General features: G+C 47.3%; 14 protein-coding genes and 1 pseudogene. 4 read left to right on the forward strand and 11 right to left on the reverse strand.

Annotated elements, in window-relative coordinates:
* Positions 1-206 precede the first annotated feature (206 nt).
* The 3 genes from QFZ78_RS07200 to QFZ78_RS07210 all read left to right on the forward strand — a co-directional run bounded on the left by QFZ78_RS07200 (position 207) and on the right by QFZ78_RS07210 (position 6,193).
* Complete coding sequence (locus QFZ78_RS07200) at positions 207-1,778, forward strand: FAD-dependent oxidoreductase (protein WP_307555535.1); 1,572 nt, start codon at positions 207-209, stop codon at positions 1,776-1,778.
* Between the two features lie 30 nt (positions 1,779-1,808).
* Positions 1,809-2,867 carry a Gfo/Idh/MocA family protein gene (locus tag QFZ78_RS07205; protein WP_307546339.1) on the forward strand — a complete coding sequence of 353 codons (1,059 nt, stop codon included), beginning with the start codon at positions 1,809-1,811 and terminating at the stop codon, positions 2,865-2,867.
* Positions 2,868-2,947: 80 nt separating this feature from the next.
* A complete protein-coding gene (locus QFZ78_RS07210; protein ID WP_307546340.1) occupies positions 2,948-6,193 on the forward strand; it encodes a family 10 glycosylhydrolase in 3,246 nt (1,081 codons plus the stop codon).
* A gap of 182 nt (positions 6,194-6,375) precedes the next feature.
* On the opposite strand, the gene QFZ78_RS07215 is transcribed toward QFZ78_RS07210, so the two are convergent.
* The 11 genes and pseudogenes from QFZ78_RS07215 to QFZ78_RS07265 all read right to left on the reverse strand — a co-directional run bounded on the left by QFZ78_RS07215 (position 6,376) and on the right by QFZ78_RS07265 (position 18,195).
* Entirely contained in the window at positions 6,376-7,212 is an 837-nt protein-coding gene (locus QFZ78_RS07215) for a Gfo/Idh/MocA family oxidoreductase (protein ID WP_307546341.1), read from the reverse strand.
* A 75-nt stretch (positions 7,213-7,287) separates the two neighbouring features.
* Positions 7,288-8,820: a type 2 periplasmic-binding domain-containing protein gene (locus QFZ78_RS07220; RefSeq protein WP_307546342.1), complete on the reverse strand. Its 1,533-nt coding sequence runs from the start codon at positions 8,818-8,820 to the stop codon at positions 7,288-7,290.
* A 109-nt stretch (positions 8,821-8,929) separates the two neighbouring features.
* On the reverse strand, positions 8,930-9,850 hold the full coding sequence (locus QFZ78_RS07225) for a carbohydrate ABC transporter permease (RefSeq protein ID WP_307546343.1): 921 nt from the start codon (positions 9,848-9,850) through the stop codon (positions 8,930-8,932).
* Positions 9,851-9,874: 24 nt separating this feature from the next.
* Positions 9,875-10,846, reverse strand: a complete 972-nt coding sequence (locus QFZ78_RS07230; RefSeq protein ID WP_373460063.1) for an ABC transporter permease — start codon at positions 10,844-10,846, stop codon at positions 9,875-9,877.
* A 176-nt stretch (positions 10,847-11,022) separates the two neighbouring features.
* Positions 11,023-12,621 carry a response regulator gene (locus QFZ78_RS07235; RefSeq protein WP_307546344.1) on the reverse strand — a complete coding sequence of 533 codons (1,599 nt, stop codon included), beginning with the start codon at positions 12,619-12,621 and terminating at the stop codon, positions 11,023-11,025.
* Between the two features lie 162 nt (positions 12,622-12,783).
* Positions 12,784-12,957 (reverse strand): hypothetical protein, encoded by a 174-nt coding sequence (locus QFZ78_RS07240; protein ID WP_307546345.1) that lies wholly within the window; start codon positions 12,955-12,957, stop codon positions 12,784-12,786.
* 130 nt (positions 12,958-13,087) lie between these two features.
* Positions 13,088-14,089 carry an aldose 1-epimerase gene (locus QFZ78_RS07245; RefSeq protein ID WP_307546346.1) on the reverse strand — a complete coding sequence of 334 codons (1,002 nt, stop codon included), beginning with the start codon at positions 14,087-14,089 and terminating at the stop codon, positions 13,088-13,090.
* Between the two features lie 215 nt (positions 14,090-14,304).
* Positions 14,305-14,436: a hypothetical protein gene (locus QFZ78_RS07250; RefSeq protein ID WP_307546347.1), complete on the reverse strand. Its 132-nt coding sequence runs from the start codon at positions 14,434-14,436 to the stop codon at positions 14,305-14,307.
* Positions 14,437-14,479: 43 nt separating this feature from the next.
* The gene (locus QFZ78_RS07255) at positions 14,480-16,159 is read right to left on the reverse strand and encodes a ribulokinase (protein ID WP_307546348.1); all 1,680 of its coding nucleotides are present in this window, start codon (positions 16,157-16,159) and stop codon (positions 14,480-14,482) included.
* Positions 16,160-16,236: 77 nt separating this feature from the next.
* A pseudogene (locus tag QFZ78_RS07260) lies at positions 16,237-17,065 on the reverse strand (substrate-binding domain-containing protein); the annotation flags it as partial.
* Positions 17,066-17,148: 83 nt separating this feature from the next.
* Positions 17,149-18,195: a sulfite oxidase gene (locus QFZ78_RS07265; protein ID WP_307546349.1), complete on the reverse strand. Its 1,047-nt coding sequence runs from the start codon at positions 18,193-18,195 to the stop codon at positions 17,149-17,151.
* A 216-nt stretch (positions 18,196-18,411) separates the two neighbouring features.
* Between QFZ78_RS07265 and QFZ78_RS07270 the strand changes: the two genes are divergently transcribed.
* Positions 18,412-19,083 carry an SIMPL domain-containing protein gene (locus tag QFZ78_RS07270; protein WP_307546350.1) on the forward strand — a complete coding sequence of 224 codons (672 nt, stop codon included), beginning with the start codon at positions 18,412-18,414 and terminating at the stop codon, positions 19,081-19,083.
* The last annotated feature ends 15 nt before the right edge of the window (positions 19,084-19,098 follow it).

Here is a 19,098-nt window from a genome sequence, read left to right on the forward strand (position 1 = left end):
TGAATCTTTGTTATCCATTTTCGACTCCGATCAAGCAATCCCTTTTTTTCATAGCCAATGGTTATTAAAGTACCAAAAGAAGTCATGGTCCTCCGCTGTGACCTCGTTCCCACTGTATTACAATGAGGATAGCCTGTGAATTTATGCAGGCGAGGAGGAAAAAGGAGGGAATATTTCCGTTGTCACACAAGAACAGCAACCACAACATTCAAAAATTTCATACCGATATCGTCGTGATTGGCGGTGGAACCGGCGGCTGCGCAGCCGCACTTGCCGCTGCCAAATCGGGCAAGACGGTGATCCTGACCGAGGAAACCGACTGGATTGGTGGGCAATTAACGAGTCAGGCTGTTCCGCCGGATGAGCACCCATGGATTGAACAGTTCGGCTGCACCCGCACGTACCGGCAGTTCCGGGATGGGGTGCGTGATTATTACCGGCGCCATTTCCCCCTTACCGAAGAGGCACGGTCCCGTTTCAATCTTAACCCTGGAAACGGTGGCGTTTCGCGGTTGTGCCATGAGCCACGCGCAGCATTGGCAGTTCTGCAGGAAATGCTGGCTCCTTATATTCACAGCGGGAGGCTGCAGATTCTTATCCGTCACAGCGCAGAATCGGCTTCCGTCGACGGTGATGACGTACGAACGGTAACGGTACGCAATTTGCTTACCGGACAACTCGTGGAACTATACGCTGCCTACTTCCTTGACGCAACGGAATGTGGAGATGTTCTGCCGCTTATCGGCGCGGAATATGTGACTGGGGCGGAGTCCAAAAGCCAAACCGGGGAACCACACGCCGTGGAAGGTGAAGCTCTTCCGCAGGATATGCAGGGCTTTACATACTGCTTCGCGATGGATTACATCGAAGGCGAAGACCACACCATCGAACGTCCAGAGCGCTATGATTTCTGGCGGCAGTACAAAGCCGATTTTTGGCCCGATCGGCTGCTAAGCTGGTCCGGCGTCCGCCCTCATACGCTAGAGCATGTCAATTATGAACTTTTTGAAGGGACGGAAAAATACTCTCTGTTCTACTATCGGCGCATTATCGACAGCAGAAACTTCGAGCAAGGCTTTTATCCCGGAAGCATTACACTGGTCAACTGGCCGCAGAATGATTACTGGCTTGGTTCGGTCATCGACGTGAGCGATGAGGAAAGAGAGCGCAATCTGTGGGATGCGAAGCAGCTGAGCCTCTCCTTGCTTTACTGGCTGCAAACGGAAGCGCCTCGGCCTGACGGGGGGATCGGCTACCCGGGACTTCGTCTGCGCAAAGACATTGTAGGAACCGAGGACGGACTGGCCATGTCACCTTACATGCGCGAGTCACGCAGGATCAAAGCCCAGTTTACCGTACTGGAACAGCATGTGAGCACAGCCTGCCGACCCGATGGGAAAGCAGAGCAGTTCGCCGATTCTGTAGGCATCGGCTGTTACCGAATTGACCTGCATCCCAGCACGGGAAATCGCCATTATATCGATATCTCTTCCCTGCCGTTCCAAATTCCACTCGGCAGCCTGATTCCTGTCCGCATAAACAATCTGCTTCCAGCATGCAAAAATCTTGGCGTCACCCATATCACAAATGGCTGCTACCGGCTCCATCCGGTTGAATGGAACATCGGCGAGGCGGCAGGTTTCCTGGCAAGCCGCTGTATCGACCGTGAACTCCTGCCCCGCGAGGTGCGCAGCATGGAGACTGAGCTTAGAGCCTTTCAGAATATGCTTGTAAGCTATGGGATTGAGCTGGCTTGGCCAACAATTCATTCTGTATAAAAAACATTCTAGAGACGAGGAGTTTTTCAAATGAGCAAAGTACGTGTAGCGGTCATCGGAGCCGGATCCATTTCCGAAATGCATTTGAAATCATACCAAAATAATCCAGATACTGAGCTTTACGCCATCTGCGACTTGAATGAAGAACGTGCAAAGGCGAAAGCCGAAAAATACGGCATAACACGCATTTACACAGACTATAAAAAATTGCTTGCCGATCCTGGGATCGATGCCGTCAGCATCTGTACGTGGAACAATAGCCATGCGCCGATTTCCATCGCCGCATTGGATGCCGGCAAAAACGTGCTTACCGAAAAACCGCTCTGCATGACGGTTAACGAAGCGCTTGCCGTGGAGAAAGCGGTCCATCGATCCGGCAAAACGCTACAAGTCGGTTTCGTCCGCAGGTATGCTTCTAACACACGCATCATCAAATCGTTTCTGGAAAACGGTGAACTCGGTGATATTTACTACGCCAAAGCTTCGTGCATTCGTCGTCTCGGCAACCCGGGTGGCTGGTTTTCCGATGTCGAGCGTTCAGGCGGCGGTCCGCTGATCGATGTAGGTGTCCACGTTATCGACCTTTGCTGGTACTTGATGGGCCGACCGAAGGTGAAGTCAGTCTCCGGCAATACCTACAAAAAACTTGGCAACCGCGCTAACGTGAAAAACCTTGCCTTTTACAAGGCGGCGGACTATGACGCTTCTCACAATACCGTAGAGGATATGGCGAATGCGCTGATACGTTTCGAGAATGGCGCCTCCATCCTTGTAGACGTAAGCTTCACGCTTCATGCGAAGGAAGACGAGCTTACCGTGAAGCTGTATGGCGACAAAGGCGGCGCCGAACTGGAACCTCAGCTATCTATCATTACGGAGAAGCACGATACCATCTTGAACCTCACGCCGCAGATCAACAACCTGTCTTTTGATTTTGTTGCCGGGTTTCAGGATGAAATCAATTATTTCATTGAAGTATGCCAAGGCAAAAAAGAAACCATTTCTCCTGTTCAAGACGGTGTTGAAATGATGAAAATTCTTTGCGGTATCTATGAATCTAGCGAAAAAGGCGAAGAAATACACTTCTAAAAAAGCAGCTTACGACAAAACTCACATAGCATCGGTTCAAAACTAGCCCTATCACATGAATGGAAGGATAGTGAAACCCGTTGAATAAGTCGAAATGGTTGTCTATGACCCTATTGCTCACAATGATCGTTTCCCTTTGGTCCACAACCGCGCTTGCTGCGGAAACCGTCTCAGGCTCCGCTGCCACTGCCGCTGCTCCGACCGCCGCCGATTACATTGAAGTAGAAGCCGCTCCGGTCGACATTACCATTGATATTGAAGGTCCTCGCAAGCAAATTAATGCTGTTGATAAGGATGTAAGCGGCATCACCGATTATGTAGCTTTATTCACAACGGAGTATGCACCTCAGATTACGGTTGGAAAAACTTCCGTCGGCGTTGTCGTCGATGGAGCTAACCAGGTCACTCGGGTGGTAAACCCTTCTGTGAACGGCGCAGTGCCTGTCTGGACAGGGCCTACTGACCTAGTCATCCCACAAGGCGGTTACATCCTAGTTTCGAATGACGACAGTTGGGCGAACAAGACCTACAAGCAATATCTGGCGAAAAATTTCAAGGTCGGTGACAAAATCAAGCTGCGCAAAAACGGTGAAGTCATCCCTGTCTCTGAATTAATGACAGGACAAGGCCTCAAAGCTCGGCTTAAGCTGAACAACGATGAATGGTTTACGGTAACCGAGCCGAAAACAGTGGTCTCCGGCAAGCTGGAAAACCTAGAGCAAGGTATCCCCTATTCGATTCGTGTGAACCAATCCACGGTTGCCTTGCAAGCGAACGGCACCTTCCAGATCGAGGTTGTTCTCACGGAGGGTGTCAATTATCTTGATGTCATCGCCGCAAAGAACGGGACGGAAAATGACCGCAAGACGCTTGTCGTGTTTTATAAAAAACAAACCGGCACCGCGAAGGAAGTCGTCCTCTGGGTAGACCAAGGAACGAATATTTTCAAGTTACAGACGCCCGAAAATGTTCACGATATGCTGATCAAGGCAAAAGACGCCGGAGTCACGGCCATAGCATTAGATGTTAAAGGTGTAGAAGGCTTCGCCAACTACAAGAAGAACGACCTGACCGGTCGTCCACATATCTCACAGATGACTGCGCCTACCCGTGCGGGAGCGAATCCGAACCTAGACATGCTGGAGGAATTCATCAAGTACGGGCATCAGCTCGGCATCAAAATCCACGCAGCGTTCAATGTCTTCGCCGAAGGCTCACCTGCGCACAACGAGTATGGGCTGCTGAATCAGCACCTTGATTGGGAAGAGCACGTTTACCGTCCCGAGGATGGCGGCCAGATTCTGCGGCTGCGTGAGAGCAACTATTTCAAAACGGGCAAATCCCTCGTTGCTTTCGTTAACCCGGCTAATGATGACGTAAGAGCTTTCGAACTGAAAAATATGGAAGAAGTCATCAAAAACTACGATGTTGACGGCGTCGTGCTCGACCGTACCCGCTATGACAATGAAACGGCTGACTTTAGCCCCTTAACCCGCTCGAAGTTCGAGGCGTTTCTCGCCGTTCGCGGTAAACAACTAACAAACTGGCCGGCCGACGTTTTCACTTATGTGAACAACGTCCGGCAATTCGGACCGCTCATCAATGATTGGTGGGAATTCCGCTCGCAGACGATTAAGACGTTTACGGATGAGGTCCGTTCGCTCACCGATCGCTACACGGCGCTGAAAGGCCATAAAATCTACTCTTCCGCCTATGTCGGCTCCTGGTTTGAGTCTTACTACCTGAACGGTGTCCACTGGGGCAGCCCGAACTTCAAATATGATAGTCGTCTGCAATTCCCTGCCGACAGCCTTTACACGGACTCTTACGCACAAACCGGCTATACAGGCAACATTGATTTTCTTATGATTGGCACGTATCAAACGACGCAAAAAGAAATCGAGCATCACATCACGCTAGGTAATATTGTAACGAACGGTGAAGTTCCGATGTACGCTAGTATCGCGCTGGCGAACATCCAAGATCCCCCGCTGCAGCGGTCGGTGTTCCAGGCTGGCTTGTCGCAATCGAATGGTTTGATGCTTTTCGACTATTCGCAAGTTAACTGGGCAGTTGTGAAAGCCTCGCTCCAGAACGTGGAGTACGTCAAGGATTATCAAGTAGGCTCGAGTGTTCCAGGCAATCAGGAATCGTTCCTCGAAGGCGATTTGTACAATGTGAGCCGGAATGAGAATAATCTCAACGTCTATACGGATTCGTTCGGTCTAACGACAGCTACCAGCACCTTTGGTGTCGAAGCGATCGTAGATAGCACCGGTAAAGTCACTAAGGTCGTTAACCAACAACAGGCGCTTAGCTGGAACTGGACGAATATGTCACCTAATAACAGCGTCATTCCGCATGGCGGCTTCGTGATTTCTGCTCTGGATGCTTCCGGCGTTCGGACGAGACGACAGCTGGTCGCCAGAACGTACAAGGTCGGCGATGCTGTCAGATCGGCTGTGCTGCGCGGTCACTTAGCCTATGCAAACACCAGCACACCACTGAAGAATCTCGAGATCAAAGGCAATGTCGAAGTGCTTGGGACGGGAATGGCTGATGTTCGTTTGAACGGCGTTCCGACTGCGCTGGCTAACAACGGAGACTTCAGTGGCAAGGTCTCGCTGGAAGTAGGTGCCAATCCCGTAAAAATCTCCGTTTACGTAGACGGCCGCAAAACGAACGAAAAAACCGTAACCATAACGCGTACGGCTCCCGTCATCACAGGCATTGAGCTTGATTCTGCCGCCTACCGACTAGTAGCAGGCGACAAACATGCCACCGTCACGACAGCCGTTTACTCGGACGAAACGAGAGCCGTAGTAACCGGTGCTGTGTTCAGCTCCAGCAATCCTGAGGTTGCAGCCGTTGCCGCAGACGGAACAGTTACCGCGCTGAAGGCCGGGACTGCTGAAATCACCGCTGTCTATGAAGGACAAACTACCAAATCTGTCGTTACTGTCGTCGAGCTGGCAAGTCTCACCTTTGATGAGAATAAATACAGTCTTGTCAAAGGTGAGACCTTCATAGCACCGCTCAAAGCTTCTTACTCGGATGGCACAATGGCGTACATCACCCAAGGAGCGACATTCATCTCTTCGCTCGATAAAGTTGCATCCATTGCTGCAGACGGCACTATTACAGCTGTGAAGCCTGGATCCGCAACTATTACTGCCTCTTATCGTGGCAAACAATCGGAGATTAAGATCAAGGTGTTCAATTCTCACCAAGAGAAGATCGAAGATAAAGAGAATGATGAAGGCGTATACGACGATGCAGCGAATGATATTAGAGAGAATGAAGTTGGAGATATGGTTGAAGGTTGACAACAGATAACGTCTGAGAACGGAAATCATCACATGTTCAAAAAAAGCATCCGTTACCTTCCATTGGAAAGGGCCGGATGCTTTTTTGAGCAGTTTGTGTAAATGAGCCGATTGGTTAGAACCACTAGTTGGTACTCACGCGGGAACCTATCCCTGCCGTTTGATTTTTAATGTTTCTCAGTTTACGGCAGCTCCAACCACTGATAAGGCGTCTTTGCGGCATTCATTCCAAATTCCAGAATCGTTGCAATCGCAATCGTTTCTGCCTGCGGAACAGGTGGCTTCTGAGTCTCGAAAAAACCGATAAGATTCTCAATAAAAGCCCCAAAGAAATCCGACTCGATCTTTAGAAACTTCGATGACCCCGCTTCATAACTGAGCGCCGTGCTGAACGGACATTCCCATCCATATAGGTTTATCGTTGCTTGGCGGCCATCCCCATACCCGATCAGCAGCGCTGGTGTATTTGCCGTTCCCGTCCACATCACGCGTTTGACTTCCGTCCCCATCAACGAGACGATCGGCTCCACCTGGTGGATCGAATAGTTCTCAAACCTCCCTGGTCCCAAGCTGCAAATGGAGTCTATTCCCTGCTTCTCAAGTTCCGTATACTCAGAAGCAAACCGTAAAGCCGAAGTTGAGTACATGGGGGTCCCATGTTTATCAGCGAGTTCGAACATCCGCAGGGCTGCGGCCCGGTCGGGTGCGAAGGTCTTATCGATGTAGGTAGGCTTGCCGGACCGAAGCGGAATCAGCGACAATTCTTCATGGTACTCCGGATGATCCGGCGACAGAACAACCAAGTAGTCACTCTGTTCCACAATCGCCTCGATCGAGTCAAGAAGCTGTATTCCCTTCTTCTCGCTCCAGTCCGCATTACTGAGTTTTCCTTCGATATTCGACTTACCATAAGCGTATGCGACCTTCATGCTGCCACTCGAGGCCTTTTCAATCCAACCAGGATATTTCTCCGCATGCCACTCGTCCAGAAAATAATCAATAAACCCGATCTTTTTCATCCTTATCTCACTCCCTCAGAGAAATAAAACCCCCACGGCACGAACCGCAGGGGAATATTGCGCCTTAAAACAGGCTTACTTCTTGTTCGCAGCGTACCATTCGTTGGCAGCTTTCGTCATTTCGTCTCCGCCTTCCGCTTTCCATTGGGCTAGAAACTTGTCATAGTTTTCGAGAGGCTCTGAGCCAGTGATGTATTTCAGGAATGAATCTTCCATCAGCTTTTGCAGCTTCAGATTGTATTTACCGATAGCTTCAAGCGGCGGTGCAAAAGCAAGCGGGTCAACGACGGTGCTGCCTTTGGCTGCTTCCTGATTTTTATTAAAGGCATCCGTCAGAATCGGATCTTTACGAACACGAGCCTGCCAATAGATCGGGTAGTTCTTCTCATCCACACCTGTCAGGAACGTGGAGGCATTGTTATATTGATCGTTGAAGATCGGCAAGATTGGAAGGTAGTTTCCATTTTCCACCTTGTGGTGAACGCCTTCTTTACCGATCGTCGCTTCTTTATGAATGTCTTTATCAAGCTTCATGTCCAGGTATTTGATGATCTCTTCTTTGTTTTCTGCCCATTTCGGTATACCTACATAATAGCTGATACCTGCGGAAGCCATAACTTGCACTTTACCATCATCGCCTTTCAGGTAAGGCAGGCTTGCGATTTTGGCGTTTGGCGTATTTTTCAGCAGCGCATTTTGTACGGTAGGCGCATTGAAGTAGCCGTTCGAGATAATAGCAGCTTTGCCGCTCGTGAAGTTCTCGATGACTTTGTTCGCCTGATTGAGAGACCATTCCTGGTCAATCAATTTCTCCGTATAAAGTTTTTTCATAAATTCCAAGTATTTTTTCATGTTCGGATTTTCTACCACATTGATCAGTTTGCCGTTAACATCCTGCCAGCCGGTCGTTGCGCTCGACTGAACCATCGTGATGCCGAACGTCGGCAAGATTTCAGGAACGAGCGGGGTTTTACCGCCGGACAAAGCCATGACATTTTTCTTCTCTTTGATCGTCTTCATGACGTTGTACAGCTCATCGCGTGTTGTCGGTGCCTTCAGTCCGAGTTCATCCATCCAGTCCTGGCGGACGATAAGTGCTGTGTTGACGATCGTACCCGATCCGGTCTGCGGAATACCGTAAATTTTACCGTTCAGCTTCGCCCCGTTCCAGGAGTTTTGAGTAATAACGTTTTTCATATTAGTGCCATATTTATTAACCAGCTCGTCAATCGGCTCAAGTGCGCCGGAAGCTGCCAGCTTGGAATACTGTGGACCGCTGAGCAGCATGAAGCCGTATTTCTCTTTGTTGGCCATGAGCAGATTGAGCTTGTCGTCCGGATTCTCAACCGGCAGCATGTCGTAGGTAACTTTGTAGCCGGTTTTTTCATTCAGGAACTTCGCTACTACTTCGGTATTGGGATCAAAACGCGCATATTGCAGCAGCGCCTTGAATTCCGGCTTCGGCTTGTTGGTATCTGCAGATGTGATTGGAGCTGTAGACGCAGACGGTGTTGTGGAACTGCCTGCCGATTGGCCGCTTCCGCCGCAAGCGGTGATAGACGCTGCCAAAGTCGTGATGGTCATCAGAGCTAACAATTTTTTAACCATGAAAGAGCCTCCCTTTTTCGTTCTTGCGTATAGAGATGTGCATAAAACCAAATTTCATGGAACCATCTTAGGCCTGCAAACCACCACCCTTCAAGTTTAATTTGTGAGATCAGCCCTTTACGGAGCCGACTAGGACGCCCTTAACGAAATATTTTTGCAGGAACGGATACACCAATATGATCGGCAGCGTTGCCAGAATGATGGAAGCCGCTTGGATCGACTGCGGTGAAACGTTCAGCGATGCGTCAACATTAGTCCGCATAAAGGCATCCGTCGAAGAGACGAACAATTCTTTCAAATAAAGCTGCAGAGGTTTCATATCTGCCGAGTTGATATAGATCAGCGACGTAAAGTAATCGTTCCAGAACGTAACCGCGTAGAACAATGCGATGGTTGCCAGCACTGGCATCGACAGCGGCAAAATGATGCGCGCAAGGATCGTCATATTACTGGCCCCATCCATTTTCGCCGATTCTTCAAGGCTGTCAGGCAGACTTTCGAAATAGCTTTTGACAATAAGCATGTTGTACACGTTAATCATTAATGGCAAGAAGAGAACCGGAAGTTTATCGATAAGATTTAGCTTGTGCATAAGCAGGTAAGTTGGGATCAAACCACCGCTGAACAGCATAGTAAACAGGTACATGATGATAAAAAACTTGCGTCCCCGCAGTCTCGGCTTAGAAAGCGGATAAGCGGCTAGCGTCGTCATGAATAACGCGAGCAGCGAGCCAACCAGGGTCACAGTAATGGAAACCATAAACGCATTCAGGAATAAGGAATTGCTTGCCACATACTTGTAAGTCCCAATTTGAAAATCGATCGGATAAAAGGTAACCATCCCCGAAACGACGGCCGCCTCGCTGCTAAGCGATTTGGCGATGAGATTGATGAACGGAAAGATGGTGGAAAGTCCCATCAGGATAAAGAAAATATGATTAACTACTGTGAAGATTTTCTCGCCACGGGATGCTGGGATGGCTCCAGACCTTCTAACGGCAGCTGATTGTAAGGTGCCTTTTGTATGCATAGCTAATCCTCCTTTATTCGCCGTTTACCAGATACCTCGTCCGAAAAACTTACGGGCCAATCCGTTACCCGTTAAGATCAAAATAAACGCAACCACGGATTCGAATACACCTACAGCGGTTGAGAAGCTATAATCCTGTTCACCGAGACCTATGCGATACACATAGGTGCCAATTACATCTGCGACGTTGTATACGCTTGGGTTGTACATAACGAGAATTTGTTCAGTTCCCGCCTCGAGCACATAGCCCAGACGAAGGATGAACATGAGCAGGATGATCGGAACCAGACCGGGCAGTGTAATATGTACGATTTGCTTCCATTTATTAGCGCCATCTATTTTAGCCGCTTCGTACAAGCCGGGATCGATACTGGCCAAAGCCGCCAAGTAAATGATCGTGTTCCAACCAGTCTCCTTCCAGCCAGCCGTGCTGATGAGAACTGAGCGGAAAATATGGCTGTCCAGGAAAAAGCGGATCGGTTCGCCGCCCATAGCGACGATTATTTTGTTGACGATACCGCCGTTCGTGGAAAGCAGATCAATGAACAAGCCGCTGACGATAACCCAAGACAGAAAGTGAGGCAGATAAATAACGGTTTGTACGCTTTTTTTGAACGCCATGCTCTTCAATTCGTTAAGCAAAATGGCGATCACGATCGGGAGCGGAAAGAGAAATATGATTTTGTAAACAGAGATCATTAAGGTGTTCTGGAATACCTGCAAAAAACTGGCGGACGATATCAATTTATCGAAATGCTTCCACCCGACCCATGGACTTGCGGCCATACCATCGAAAATATTGAAATCCTTGAAAGCAATGATAATCCCGTACATCGGCGTGTACTTAAACAGCAGCAGAAATGCGATGCCGGGAATGAGTGCGAGATACAAATCCCAATCTTTCCTGATATCGACCCACAATTGTCGTCTATAGCTCTTTTTACCATTTTTCTTTGTAAATATGACAGTTTCCGTCGTAGTGGTCGATTCTCGCAAGGTGTCTCCTCCTTCTTACCTGTCTTTCTTAGATTTAGTTTATCACCCACCGTTTTTTTGCGAATTAGAGGAATATTACTTGTTTTGGTACTTTCATAACTTCTCGTGTCGGACGTACAAAAAAAACCTTCCCAGATCAACTGAGAAGGTTGCAAACTAAACGGCTTGTAAGGAATTCAATGACGAACTTCCCCGGGCGTCACGCCCCAATATTTACGGAATACTCTTGTAAAATAGCTCACATCTCTATAACCGACACCAGCTGCGGCGTCGTATACCCTTGCTCCCTCTTGCAGGATCGCCTTGGCCCGCTCCATTTTACGTTCCAGCACATAGGTAGAAAAGGCCTTGCCTGTTTCTTGCTTGAAGAGACGGCTAAGGTAGGATGAGTTAACATACAACCGATCGGCGACAGCATGCAGCGTCATTTCCTGATCGATTTCATTTTCAACGAGACTTAAGATGGTCTTGATCATGCCATGACTCGTCGATTTCCGCCTCTGTCTGGCATAGGTTAAATATGCCTTAATCATCCGCTGCAGCCAAAACAGAATTTGTTCCTTCGCGGCCAGCTCCAAGTGATTGTGAAAATAAAGGTAATCCTCACCGGCCACTTCCCGCACTGGCCAGCCCTGCTTCTGGATCATGCAAATAAAGAGGCTTGTGAAATAGAGGATGTGCTCATGCATGTCTTCAACCGTTTCCGCTTTGGCCATGCCGCCGTCCCAAAGAGCTGTTAACGTTTCGATCGCTTTGTCGCCTTCCCCTGTTTCGAGCGCGATTTCCAGCGCTTTTTCCAAGTTTGGCTGAAACGACAGTTCAGGCTCTCTCCCCTGCTCTTCCCGGTATGGGATCGCCAGATCATAACCTAGTACGATCCGATTCTGTAACGCGCGAACCGCTTGTACGTACAGCTTGTTCATATCCTCTTGGCAGCCCGTTATCCCGCAAATCCCCGCACTTGCACTTAACCTAAGGCAGCTTCGTACAGTTAAAAGCAGCTTTTCAGTCATTGCATTGATTTTCTGGAGGGCTATTCCAGACTCCTCATTTCCATCAAGCTGGAACACGATGACCGTACAGCCCGCATAATCGGTAGAAACCCAACAAGGTGTGTCCAGCAATGTCTCCTTCACGATGCTGCTCAGTGAAAATTGGAGCAGCGAAATATCTTTCTTGCTGAATCGGGTTTCATCCTCCGACAACGGGTCCATATCGACTACAGCAACAGCATATTCGGCATCTTTTTGTAAATCCATTTGAAGATCCTTGCTTTTCTGTTCAATCTCCCATGGTTCGTACTTTCCGTTCAGCCACCTCTGGAAAAATTCATTGATTAGGTGTGGAAGATGCAGCTTCCATTTTTGCTTTAACTCATCCTCGTTGTGGCGCTGCTCAAGCTCACTCTTCAATCGGTCGGCCGCTTCGAGCACTGTCTCCAATATCTCCTCGTCCCCAGCCGGTTTTAACAAATATTTCATAACACCAAGCCCCAGTGCCTCTTGAGCGTATGCGAAATCGTCATGTCCGCTGAGAACAATGATTTTCAACAAAGGATCGGCTTGGCGAAGTTTTCTTGCTAAAGTCAGCCCGTCCATCTCCGGCATCTGCAGGTCCAGCAAGATAATCTCAGGCTTTTTGAGGTCGATCAGCCGCAGTGCTTCCATTCCGTTTCCTGCCTGTCCTACGACTTCAATTCCGTGCTTGTCCCAGGGAATGTTGTTAGCTAGTGCGTTTCTGAGGCGGACTTCATCTTCCACAATTAATAAATTCATAGTTGGAATCTCCTTGATGGATAAGATGTATATGCAGAACCCCTTCGCTCATGACACGTTATTTTCCTGCTGCCTTGTTTGACATAAAAAAAATCTCCTGGCGATTTAAACCCTCACCAAGAGACTTTTTCTTATTTTAATGATCCTAGATTGGCTTTATGATTACTCTCTCAGCGCTTCCTTCAATTTCGTAGACATACTATCCATGGAGCCCGATGATGGACGGTTCACTCCGCGTAGTTTCGCGATTTCTTGTTTCAATCTCTCGTTTTCTAATGTTAGTCTCCTGATCTCTGCTGTGAGTTGTTCTTTTTCTAAAGCTTCATTATTTTCCACTATGTATCCCGCCCTTTCTTTCTGGATAAAAATACCCCCTCGCCGCTAGCAGATCATCACCTTGGATTCTCTCCATGCGTCAAAGGGGCCTTATTTAGAGATCTTTGGTCGGAGATCAAAGTCTCTCCTTTTATTTGTTCACTTCAATCGTATAAAGACGTCCTATTTCTTCCCAAATTTCGCCAGGCTCCAAGGAAACCAGTCCAATTTGTTCAGCAGGAAGATCTACATTCGGTGCATTCACCAGATTCATTTGCGGTTCTGGGCAGAAAAACCCTTCCGTAGCGCCATTATTCCAGATCATCCACTGCTTGTAGGAAGTCCCCACATCATAAACCAGTTTGATACCTTCGCGTGAATCTGTCAACTCCATATAGTTACGTCCATTTTGCGGCGAGGTTGTGTAATGGTTATCCATGGATTCAAAGAACGGCGACAAGCCGCCTACTTTCATCTTCTCTTCGTCAGCTGATAGAGGTTGATACTCACCAGTTGGCAGCATTCTTTCACTCATTTTCCAGCGGTTGCCGATCGTCATTTTGAACCCATAATCAGAAGCCTGACTGTTCGGCGCAAAAGGTGCATTGATCGTCGTGTGATACGCTAACAAGCAAGGCATAGCCTCTTTGCCTTCATTATGTACGGATACATGCTGATGCAAACCATATGCATTCAACGTGTAAGTCAACCGTATCGTGAACTCATGCGGTAAATACGAATAAACCGAATGCCCTTCTCTTACGCGTAAAGCTAAAGTAACACGACTCTCCGATTCATCTGTACTGAATTTCTCCACATCCCATGGAATATTGTGCACAAAACCGTGAAGGTGATTTCCTGTTTTCGGTTCATTGATCGGAAATTCATAGACTTTGCCTTTCCAAGGGAACTTCCCGTCCTCATACCGATTGGGTGGAAATAATACGGGTATCCCGTGAACGATTGGACGTTCTTTAAAAGCTTCCATCTCTTCCATTGCAGGCTCACGCAAAAAGCGGTATTCTTTTTCAGTATCTCTAAAAGCAATTAGATTAGCGCCAATTTCCGGTAAAACAGCTGCTTCATAACGGCCAGCTTGTAACCAAATGGCTTTCTCTCCTTGATATGTTCCTTCAAACGCTTTCGTCGTCATTCCGCGTTAACCTCCTACATAGCTGTGCCTTTAAATTTGGACAGGCTCATATAAATTTACTCTAAAGCATGTGAATCAAAGAAGTCAATGGATGAAAATAACGCAAACAATGATAAATGTGACTTTCCGTAAAGTACGAATAAGAAAACTGTCCCCCTCAAAAAGGATGAACGGTTTCTCATTTTATTTAAAACATTTATTCTGTTTGCTCTCGTCTAGTGTTTCCAAGCAACCTCACTCCAGCGAAGCTCATTTTGGAACTGCAGCACTGAGGTGTTCTTATTGATAATCACCACTTCGACTCCAGCTAATTCTGCCCAGTCCACTTTTTCTGAAAAAGGGTTCATAGCTAATAGCCTCCTAGGTTGGTTGGGAATGTAAAAATCCGAACTAATGACGAGCTTCCTCACGAATAGAACGAAGTCTCTTCATCACGTCATTCTCTCCGCGTCCAAAATAATCATGCAGTTTGCTGTACTCCTGATAAAGCTGCTCATAGACAGCAACATTCTCAGCGATTGGCTTGAACGTTTCTTTACGAACACGGGCCATTTTGTGCGCAGCGTCAACGATATTATCATAACCGCCTTTGGCAGCACCTGCTGCAACAGCCCCGAACATCGCTGCACCTAGTGCTGGCGTTTGTTTGGAATCCGCGATTTTTATTTCCCGATTCGTTACATCGGCATATATTTGCATGAGCAGGCGATTTTTTTGCGGCAACCCGCCACAAGCGTATAATTCTTGCACTTCTACACCATTATTGTGGAATGCATCGACAATTTTACGTGTTCCGAACGCGGTTGCTTCCAGTAATGTGCGGTAAATTTCCTCTGGCTTCGTTAAGAGAGAAAATCCTAAGATAAGACCGATTAATTCAGTGTCAACGAGTACGGAACGATTACCGTTCCACCAATCCAAGGCGAGTAAACCGGTTTCTCCCGGTTTGTAAGCGGATGCATGGCGTTCCAGCCATTCATGTACATTCGTTCCTTCTTGCTCAGCCGCAGCTTGCACATAAGCAGGTACCCCCTGCTCCACATACCAAGCGAAAATATCTCCAACCGCCGACTGACCAGCTTCATAGCCCAAATATCCAGGAATAATGCCGTCTTCTACGACGCCGCACATTCCTTCAACTTCTTTCTCTTCTGTCCCCAGCAGCATATGACAAATGGAAGTCCCCATCGCCATGACCAGTTTACCTGGTGTTACCACACCTACACCAGGAACAGCTGCGTGTGCATCTACGTTACCAACGGCAATGGCAGTTCCTGCTTTCAGACCCATCAATTTAGCCATTGCTTCAGTTAGCTCACCAGCTTTTGTACCGAGTGGAACGACATCACCGCGAAGCTTGGTTTCTGTCAAATTTTCAAGACGAGGATCTAGAGCCTTAAAGAAATCTTTACTCGGATAGCCGTCTTTTTTGTGCCAAATGGACTTATAGCCCGTGGTACAGCTGTTACGGACGATGTCAGACTGACCCGTCATTTGCGAAACGACCCAATCTGTTGCTTCCAAGAATCGATCGGTTTGCTCATAAATATCAGGAGCTTCGTTTAAGATTTGCCAAACCTTCGCAATCATCCATTCGGAAGATATTTTGCCGCCGTAACGAAGAAGGAACGATTCTCCTCTGCTTTCCGCGATCTCGTTAATAAGGTTTGCCTCATCTTGCGCCGCATGATGCTTCCATAACTTCACCCAGCTGTGCGGATTATTCGTCAGTACCGGATTGAAACAAAGCGGCTGGCCCTCTTTATCAATCGGGAGCATCGTACATGCTGTGAAATCAATACCAAGCCCGATGATATCGGCTGGATTCACACCGGATGCCTTCACAACCGCGGGAACAGACTGTGTCAATACATCGATGTAGTCTTGGGGATGCTGCAAAGCCCAATCATACGCAAGCTTTATCCCAGATATGGGCAACTTTTCATCAATAACGTTGTGCGGGTATGGCGTTACATGATCGGCAACCTCAGTACCATCGCTCAAGTCGACCAATACGGCACGGCCAGATTCCGTTCCATAGTCAACACCAATCGCATATCTCTTAGACATGGATAGTCTCCTTCAAATTTCAGCTGATTTTACATTCAGTATATCACTTGTACGTACAAGTTGACTAGATGCATTTTTTATGAAAGTGAAACTTGGATGGTTGACTCCCTGACGATTAGTTCCGGCTTGTAGACTTTCCCCGTTTTACTTCCATTTGCTCGTTTATTCTGTATCATATCGATCAATATCTCTGCTGCATCAACGCCCATTTCCGTTTTGGGATGCGTAAGTGTCGTCAGCTTGACCTCAGTTGCGGTTGCTAAAGAAGAGTCATCAAAACCGACCAGCGAGATATCCTGCGGCACTTGAAGCCCTGTTGTACGTATAGCTTCAAGTAGATAAATAGCTATCTCATCATTGTAGCAAACGAAAGCCGTTGCCCGCTCATCCACATGACCTAGCATCGCTAGTGCGCTTTCGTAGGGTTTGTGTCTCTTCTCCTCCGTCGAATAATGAATGACGAATTCCGGTAACAGCGGGATTTGATAGTGATGATGAGCACGAATAAACCTTTCAGCCGATTAACCCCTTGCAAGTCATCGGTCTTGAAGAACCCAGCAATGCAGCGATGCCCAAGCTCAATTAAGTGCTGAGCAGCCTTGAATCCGCCCTCTTCATCATCCAAGACCAAAGAAGGACAATTCATCCCGGGTACCGCTCATTAATCATCAAATAAGGAATATGTTCATAGTCTAAGGAGAGGTAATAGCTTAAATTTGGATTACTTTCTGCGCTTTTGGTCGGTTCAATAATAAGCCCGCTTAAGGGCTGACTCATCATCATGTCGAGACTTTCCTTCTCATTTTCCTTATCATTGTCTGTGGATGACAAGAGCAGTCTGTATCCTCTGGCACGTAAGGCTGATTCCGCTCCTCTTACGATATGAGGAAAAATATAGTCAGATATACGGCTCATCTAAAATTGCTCGGCTATTTCATTTCTGATGGCATTTGATCATTCGGTTTCAGCTTCCCGGTATGAAGCCATAGTCAATCCACATAAACACGTATGTGCTGTATCGCATTATAGCCATAACCTTTTACATTCCAATCTGCGATTTCACTTTGAACGTTACCTGCAGCATCCTTAGCTCTGACTTTAATGTCGTAGGTTCCGGATTCAGTTACCGTCCATCTCCAACACCAACGCCTCCAAGAATATGCTTCATGTTGTTCTAACCAAGATGCTGCCATCCAGGTATTGCCGTTGTCGATACTTATCTCAACCAGATCAACTGGATCTCTGCCAGATATCGCCGTACCCCATACCCAATTCTCCCCTTTTGCCAATACCTCCTGGTCTGATGGTCGGGCAATGGTCGAATTCAGCCGAATGGTTGTAACCGGTTCAGGGGAGGATGGCGTTAATGGTTTTCGATCATATACATAATCCACGACTTGGAAAGGTCCTTGGAAGTGTTCCTCTATAACGACGATACGGTGAAGCCATTTGACTGAAGCCATTCCATACCAACCTGGAGCAATTAATCTAGCTGGATAACCATGACGGAAGGGTAGCCGCTTTCCATTCATATAAAGAGCTATAATGGTATCGGGATGCAGAGACTGTTCGAGAGATAAACTTCTTGTATAGGAAAACACGCCTGGCATATCCGTTCGAACTCCTTTATCCATGCCCTCGAACGTCACTTCACGTGCATTCCTTTGAACATCTGCTGCATGCAATAAATCTTGAAGACGAACCCCTGTCCAAACAGCATGACTAATTGCCCCTAGTCCCCACTGCTCGCCACGAGTTTTCGGATGAAAAAACGATCTCTTATCGCCAACACATTCGAGCGTTACAGGCAATGTAACTTGGGGCATATTCAAGAGATCATAATACCGAAAATAAATCGGTTTGTTTACACATCCTTCGATAGAAAGTCCCCAAGTTCGCATGTCCACATTCGGATATGGAAAATGGTTTCGGATATAAAAAAGATGTTCTGGCGTGATTCGACTGGACAGTGACAGCATTGGGAACTCTTGATTTTCTGGCATAATTTTTCGTGTAATCAAATGAGGCGAATACAACAATTTAACCACCCTTTCGCAAGAACAAGATCTTACTAAAAGATATGGACCATATGTTGAATTGAGAATCCTGTTTCACCTTCCACCCTATTCAGACACGATCGCTATTTAAAAAGTAAAAGGGGCTGTCGATTGACAGTCCCTTTTTATATAAGAATTTTAGTCCACACATTTCCATACATTAGATTATGCCCTTTACTTGAAAGGAGTCCTTCTATGTGCAATTATCCAGTTAATAAGTCGGCCTCATTTTCTCAATATAAATGCCCACCTACAATAGAAGTCCTAGGTATAGGAACAGCGGCTGCAGCTCCCGACAGGGCGATAGTGGTGCTAGGAGCCATAACCGAAGGTCCAGTCTTACCTGCTGTCCAAACCGAAAACGCAAAAATAGTAACCACTATCATTCAATCCTTATTAAAACTAAACATCCCCCGGGAAAAGATACAGACGTATGATTTTGGAATTGAAATCCAGTACGATTATCAAGATGGTAAGCAAATTTTTCGAGGCTATAAAGTAACCCATCTCTTGCAAATCACCAACGACAGAGTAGAACTGACAGGAATTCTCGTTGATACCGCCGTTTCCAGTGGTGCCAATAACATCACCGACATTAAGTTTACGACTTCACAGCCAGAATTTTACGAGAATCAGGCCTTATCGCTTGCCATTCGAAACGCCCGTCAAAAGGCAGTGACCATAGCAAATACACTAGGAGTTACTCTTGTCACAGTCCCCAGCCAAATTCAAGAAATGACCGGACCCTCCGAACCCATCCCCTATGCAACCACCATGCTTTCCAAAAGTACGGTTACCCCGATCCAACCAGGACAATTAACGATTTATGCTAAAGTACGTGTGTGGTATCTGTTCGCCGACCGATAATTGAATCTTACTGAA

The organism is Paenibacillus sp. V4I5 (assembly GCF_030817255.1).
Lineage (GTDB): Bacteria > Bacillota > Bacilli > Paenibacillales > NBRC-103111 > Paenibacillus_E.